Here is a 6,570-nt window from a genome sequence, read left to right as displayed (position 1 = left end):
CGCCCGTCGAATACGAAGCCAACTACTACCGAGCAACCACGAAACCCCAGCTCACAGCCACCAACTGAGATCTCTAACGAACCCGGGGCGGTTCAGTGGAGCTGGTGCGGACCTGGCTGACCCATTCACTGTGGTCCGCTGCGCTGGGACTGGTCCACGAAGGAACGTCCTCCTCCTCAAGCAGCCCGTCGGTCTTCTCGCACAGACGGTGGCCCACCAGGGCGTTCTGGGCGTCGAGGATCTTCACGTTAGCAAGTCGGCTCCATGCGACAGCGGTGCGGATGGTGTTGTTCATCCAAGGGACCACGGTCTCGTTGACCCAGTCGGCGTCTTGGTTCCAGATTCCACAGCCGCCGACTGTCTGCCGCTTAAGTGTGGTTTCGGGGTAGCGGAAGCCCCCGCCATCCGGGATCGGTGTGGAGTATGTCTGGGCCAGTATGGTGTAGTCGCCGTCGCGGTAACCCGCCTTGGTCATGGCCTGGTGGACGTTGCTCAGCGCCTTGGTGAGCTTCGCCGCCTGCAGGGTGTAGTTCGCTGCCGAAAAATCGGCGCTCAGTGTGGAGTCGTCCTTACAGTACCGGGGGGTCAGGGACGTGGTGAAGTACCAGTCCAGGACGCAGGTTTGCACGATATTGGCGAACTGGTAGTTGTTCGCGCCGATCAGGACGACCACGGCCTTCACGTCGTGGTTGCCGGCGAAGTTCTGCAGCATGCGCGCCTGGCCCTGGTGCCCGCTGGTGTCGGTGTAAAAGTCCAGGCCAGGCTTGAACGAACCGTCTGATTCGGTGAACGTATCCGTGCGTGCCCCCGAGCAGGCGAGGTTCAAGCCGCTGACCTGGCCCCCGATGTAGGCCTCGGCGGAGGCGGACCGGTTGCAACCGGGGATCTGCTCAGCAACCCGGCCGGGAGTGTCGTTGTAGGCGGTGATTCCAAGAGCGTCGACTCGTGAGGGGCCGGTATTGGTGTTGCCGGCCCAGCGTCCCGCCTCTCCGGAAATCGCGGAGTCGCCGAGTGTGACTATCCACGGGGTGCTGCGAGGCAACCCGGCGGCGGCGTCGGCTCGGGCTGTAGCGGGGGAGAGGATGGCGCCGAGGAGTATGGCGCCGACCGCCACCATCAGGACGCCGCGATGCGGCCTCAAATGCGGGTATCTCATGTTCCTCCTTCGCAGGAATCAAGCGGGAGCGCCGACCCGGCAAGGCGGTGCTGGGCCAAGGGGTGCGGCAGGTAACCCCGGCGCCAGCAGTCGAATCGGTATCAGTCGCGGCCCTCACCGAGGATGACGGCCGATGGGAAGCGCGGCGGAGCCGTCGGCGACGCACCGGTGGAGGTGCCCACCCAGCTCGCGCCGACCGGCTGACCAGGAGCAGAGGCGATCGTCTCCAACCGGCAGGAACCCAGCAAATGCTCGATCAGGCAGCCGGCTACGACATCGGTCGAGTCTTATGGGTCGGCACTGCCAGGGCAGCACCTGCAGTGCCGGGCAGGGCAACCGGTTCGGGCGGCACAGTGACAGGTCACAGAGAGTGGACAGGAAGGATAGACAGGGCGCCCTCGAAGTCTCGCAATGATGAGTACGAAGCCTGGCGATGCGAGGGGGCGACCGACACGAGAATGGAGCACAACTACCGCCAGTACAAGGGTTGGGACACTGACTAGTCCAATTTTCTCTGGGGGTCTTGCGACCCGGGAGGAGGATCGCCCGACGCACAGGCCGCCGCCAGGCTGGCGACCGGGTCCAGCGAGGGTGCTGCCGGAATCCCTTTGCTCACGCAGGCCCTGCCGGGGTGCGGCCCCGGTCGACGGCGGCCTCACCAGCTACTGCGGCAGGCGCCGTTGGCGCCGGATCGGCAGCTCGTGCTCTGACCGCATAGGTTGGCCGGGTTGCTGATTAGGGCGGTTGGATGGGGTGATGTCCGTTCCGACCGCTGGAGGTGCGGGGGCCGGGCCTGTTGGTGTGAGCAGACTGACCGACCAGGAGGGGCAGAAATTGCAGCAGATCGTGCGCCGGGGCAGCACCAACTCGGTGCGCTACCGGCACGCGATGATGCTGCTCGCCCTGGCCAGGTCACCAAGCCGAACCCGTTCGGGGTCTTCGTCCAGGTCGCCGACGAGATCGAGGCACTGGTTCACCTGCGGGAGCTCGCCTGCACACCGGTGGAAACTCCAGCAGATGTCGTCCAGGTCGGCGACCTGATCACGGTGGTCGTCACCGAGAGCGACGCAGGCTATCCCTCACCCGACGACAAGGCTCATCCGCCGGCGTGTGACGCGCTGCGTTCCTGCGACGGTTCCCTTGCGCGAATGCTCCTGAACGTCTGCTCAACCAAAGGAAGACACACGCCCCAGGCCGGTGAACCTTTGCGGTCACAGCACTAGGCGGCCCTCCCCGCCCGAAGGAGTCCTCGAGGTAGGGGTTGAGACGTTGGTCGGGGAAGCGGTGTACGAGTCTCGACCTGATGCGGGAATTGCTCCGGCATCGGGATGGTGCCCGGCCAGCGGCTGATTTTTCAAGACGACGAACGTTTAAGGAGATCAGCACGATGACCGCATCCGACAGTCCGCCCGTGCACGCCCTCGCGGAAGACAATCCCGCCTCGGCGGTCCCGACTTGCTGCGCGCTATGGTCAAGGCATTCCCGACGCGTTCAGGTTGGGGGAGGCCGACGCTCGTTGCAACGCGGAATATGGGCAAGTAAGCGAGGAACGCGCCCCGAGCAGGCCCTGATTTCGGTGGTCGCCACCGCTCACCTGCTGGGTGACTCCACTCACCGGCTCGAGAAGCTCGCCGAGTCCCTCGGGGCGACCCAGCTATAAGAGTCACAGGTCAGCGTGCCCCTGTACGACCTGGTCACAGCCGTCCGGAGCCGGCATCTGGACGTCCACCGATGCTCGTTCTTCTAAGGAAGATGCTCTTACCCAGAAGGTCCGCGAAGGCGGCCAGATCACCGATGTTCACGCGCTGATTGACGGTCGGCGTCAACGCCGACGGACACCGCGAGTTCTTGGGTCTGGACGTCGCCGCTGCCGAGGAGGGGGCAGCTGGTTGGCTTTCCCGCGCTCCTCGATCGCCCCCTGTCCGGCGTCCAGCTCGTGATTCTTGGCGCACGTAGGCCTGGTCGCCCCGCTCGAGGCGCCGCCCTACGGGGGCGGTCAAGTCGGCCTCTGACCGGACCGAAGCCCACCGACCGCGGCAAGAGCGGATCGAGAATGCACCTAATCGTCGATCACCGCGGCCCGCCCAGGGTATCCGCAGCCGACACCCATGATAGCCAAGCAAACCCTGCTAGCCCTCTTGCCCGGCATCCTGCCGATCCGCTCTCCCAGCGGGCATGACACCGATGCTCGGCCTATCTGCAGGCGGACAAGGGCTGCTACTCCCACCTGCGGCGATGGTTGCGCATTTGCATCAGCCCTCGCATTGCTTGGTCAAAACTTCAGACATCTCAGCCGACACCTCTGGGTCGTCCAACGCACCGTCGTCCGGCGCCGGCATCGTCGCAACGATGCAGGCACGACCACTTCTCGGCCTTCACCGTAGCCGCTGCCCTTATCTGCCACCGCACCCACGTCAACGAAATCACCTGCGAGGGACGGGGCCATCATCTCTGCCTAGGGTCGACGCTAGGCGAGTTGAATCTGCACCTAGGGAACTTTACTGATCCTAAGTGGCATGCGATCAGGTTCCATGGGAGGCCCCATTCAGGACGCATACCTGAATCGGTTGCCTGGCTGCATCGGGAGCGGCAGGCTGCGACGATCGCCAAACCTGAAGAGCCCAGCCTGAGAGGATTTCATTTCATGCATGACATTACGCGCCGCAGGGACCAGTCCTCTACCCCGTTGGGTGAGCAGGGCGAAAATAATGCGAGCGAACAGTATGTGCCCGATTACCCATTATTGGTCGAGCCGACAGTACTGATCGGTCGACGCAGAGAAATGCATGCAGTGCAGCATGCCTTGACTTTCCCCAGTGATCAGTACGGAATCATCCTTGCAGGCCCATCAGGGGTTGGCAAAACCAGACTGGGAGCGGAAATTGCCCGCGTAGTCTCTGGCGGTAAAACTAATCACGCATCATTTAAGCCCTGCCCTGTAATGACCCTGGCGAGCTTCGCAAGTCAAGTGCTTCTAAAGACCAGTTCCGAAGCATCGCTAATACTGGAAATTAAAAAGGCTGCATCGAGGACAAGGTCTCGGCCCTTGATAATTTGGGCAGACGATGCTCACCTGCTTCCTGTCCAGACAATCGATTTACTATTGCATCTCGCGACTTCCAATTCCGTCCAACTTATTTTCGCCATAAACAGTGACGAGAATCCCTCTCCCCTGCTAACACAAGGCTGGAAAGATGGGCATTTGCAGCGCATGGAGCTGGCGCCATTATTGTACGATGAATGCCAGGAGCTGGTGACTCAATTTTTTAGCTGTTCTCTTAGTCCAGAAACCGTGGAACGCCTGGCTCGGCTGGCTGACGGAAATCCCGCGACTTTACGAGAACTAGCACGAACCCTTGTAGATAGGAGGCTTCTCACATTCAATGGCTCTCAGTGGGAATGCCTCCAAAAGATCCCTGCTACTAGCGCTCTGCGCGAGCTAATCTATACCGGCGATTGCGATTCCTTTTCACCCCAGGGTCGAGAAGTCGCTGAAATAATTTCACTGATCGGCTCGACAGCACTCCACAATATAGAAAAGATGGCAGAGGGCGAGACCCTTTCGGATCTTGAAAAACAAAATTTACTAGAAATCTATTCGCTCTCAGAATATGGCCAGCCTTATGTGCGGATCCGCTATCCCTTGATGCGGCACTGGCTGCGGGAGAGTGTTAGCGCTGTTCAGAGTAAACGTTACTTAGAGAAATGGTCTTGCGTTATAGGGCAGACTGCCGCGAAAAGTGACAAGATGGCTCTAGTGAAATGGCGTCTTAAGTGCGGTATCACCTTGACGCCTGAGAGTCTCTATGAAGCGATAAACGACTTTCTTGGAAACCGCGATGTTCTGACCGCGAAACAGCTAGTCGCAGCACTATGGAATATGGGAGGCACAGCGAAGATCGCGAAAGCATACATCGAGATCTTAGCCCTCCTTGGAGACTTTGAAGCTGCAAGATCATTAGCTGATACGGCGGAGGATAAATTTACAGAAGACCGGTCGGAATTTCTACTACTGAAATTTCAGCTAGGTCTATTGCGAGGTAACCACACTGAATACAACAGAGTCCGAACAGAGGCGGCGGTGCCACAACAGATGCTAGCCTCTTCACTGCGATCCTACTGCTTAGGGAGGTTTTCTTCGGCCGATCATTTAGCCTCTCGCCTGCTCAATCGATCAGTCAGAACTGAAAGTATGCCGGCCCTGATTGTTTGCATTGCAGCTAAATGTCATATGGGACAACCGCTCGACGCCTTGAATGCATATGACAGGTTTAAGGCAAAAAGAGAATTGGCTTTGGAGAGCCCGGATTCGATCCAGTTGGGCTTTATTTATAGTGACTTCCTTGACATCGCTCATGCGGCAGCTTTGAGAAGCATGGGCCAACTAGACGAATCTTGCAATGCGCTCAAAGCAATGCGCGAAAGAGCAGTTGAGCGACGCCAGTACCCAATAGACGTCATAAGTAGTCTACACCTTGGGAGGACAATGTATGAAAAAGGACGTCTAGAAGAAGCACTTGGGCAGTTCCATTATGTTCGATCGCACAGTACCGGCTGGGCCTACTGCGACAATAGGGCACGAATATTCTGTGCGCTTATACAGGAATTCTTGCCCCTTAATGTCGCGCCCGTCAGAGGTGTCGACGACCTCGAGGACATTCCAAGAGAGTACCATGATACTTACCTTCACATCGCGCGGGCGTGGCGAGCCCATCGCAGAGGAGAATACACAAAAGCGAAATCGATTTTGCTGTCAGGAGTTCATGCATCTTCGCAACAGGGGGCTTATGCAGATGTGGTCAATGTTGCTTACGAAATGTCGCGAATGGGGTGGGCGAAAGAAATTAACTCGCTTTGCAAAGGTCCAGTTCAAGGGGCATTTCTGACTGCCAAGTTGAACTATATTTACGGTTTGGCTAATGAAGATAATGAGAGCGTCAACAGTGCTGCTACTACTTTCATGGAAATGGGGGCAATGCTTTATGCTGCGGAAGCGTTTGCCGAACTGTCTCGCATGTATCGAAGGATTTCACTTGGGCGAGATGCAGCCCATGCAGCGGCACAGGCGGAGAGACTGCTGAAGTTGTGTGGAGCCGTGGCGTCTCCTTCGCTGAATTTCTTTTCAGACCGGGATTCGGTGTTGACGCAAAGAGAACGCGAGCTTGCCTACATGGCCGCTCGCGGTCTATCCGACAAGGAAATATCGCAAATGCTCCACTTGTCTTCACGCACCGTCAGTAATACCTTGTATAGAGTTTATCGGAAGCTGCTCGTGTCTGGCCGTCGCGAATTAAGGGATCGATTAATTCCATTTGCTGATCAGTGAACCTCTTTCATCCTGAATAGTCGCAGGTCAGTAGAACGTGGATGGATTGGACGGTGCGGCTGATGCGGCGGGTGGAGGAGCGTGCTCT

The 6,570-nt window shown here is 58.5% G+C and carries 2 protein-coding genes and 1 pseudogene; 2 read left to right on the top strand and 1 reads right to left on the bottom strand.

Annotated elements, in window-relative coordinates; translation table 11 throughout:
- Positions 1-73: 73 nt before the first annotated feature.
- On the bottom strand, positions 74-1,156 hold the full coding sequence (locus tag ABZ854_RS36755; protein ID WP_361220280.1) for a hypothetical protein: 1,083 nt from the start codon (positions 1,154-1,156) through the stop codon (positions 74-76).
- Between the two features lie 950 nt (positions 1,157-2,106).
- Here ABZ854_RS36755 and ABZ854_RS36750 point away from each other — a divergent pair.
- Both ABZ854_RS36750 and ABZ854_RS36745 read left to right on the top strand, forming a co-directional pair.
- Positions 2,107-2,379, top strand: a pseudogene (locus ABZ854_RS36750) (S1 RNA-binding domain-containing protein); the annotation flags it as partial.
- Positions 2,380-3,800: 1,421 nt separating this feature from the next.
- On the top strand, positions 3,801-6,482 hold the full coding sequence (locus ABZ854_RS36745) for a LuxR C-terminal-related transcriptional regulator (RefSeq protein WP_361220278.1): 2,682 nt from the start codon (positions 3,801-3,803) through the stop codon (positions 6,480-6,482).
- Positions 6,483-6,570: the final 88 nt, after the last annotated feature.

The sequence above is a fragment of the Streptomyces sp. NPDC047028 genome, from assembly GCF_040644095.1.
Classification (GTDB): domain Bacteria; phylum Actinomycetota; class Actinomycetes; order Streptomycetales; family Streptomycetaceae; genus Streptomyces.
The sequence above is the reverse complement of the archived record's forward strand: the minus strand, read 5'-3'. Positions and strand labels throughout refer to the sequence as shown.

Bases quoted from the DNA above. Each gene is read 5' to 3' on its own strand.
- ABZ854_RS36755 (WP_361220280.1), bottom strand. From the start codon at position 1,156: ATGAGATACCCGCATTTGAGGCCGCATCGCGGCGTCCTGATGGTGGCG.
- ABZ854_RS36745 (WP_361220278.1), top strand. From the start codon at position 3,801: ATGCATGACATTACGCGCCGCAGGGACCAGTCCTCTACCCCGTTGGGT.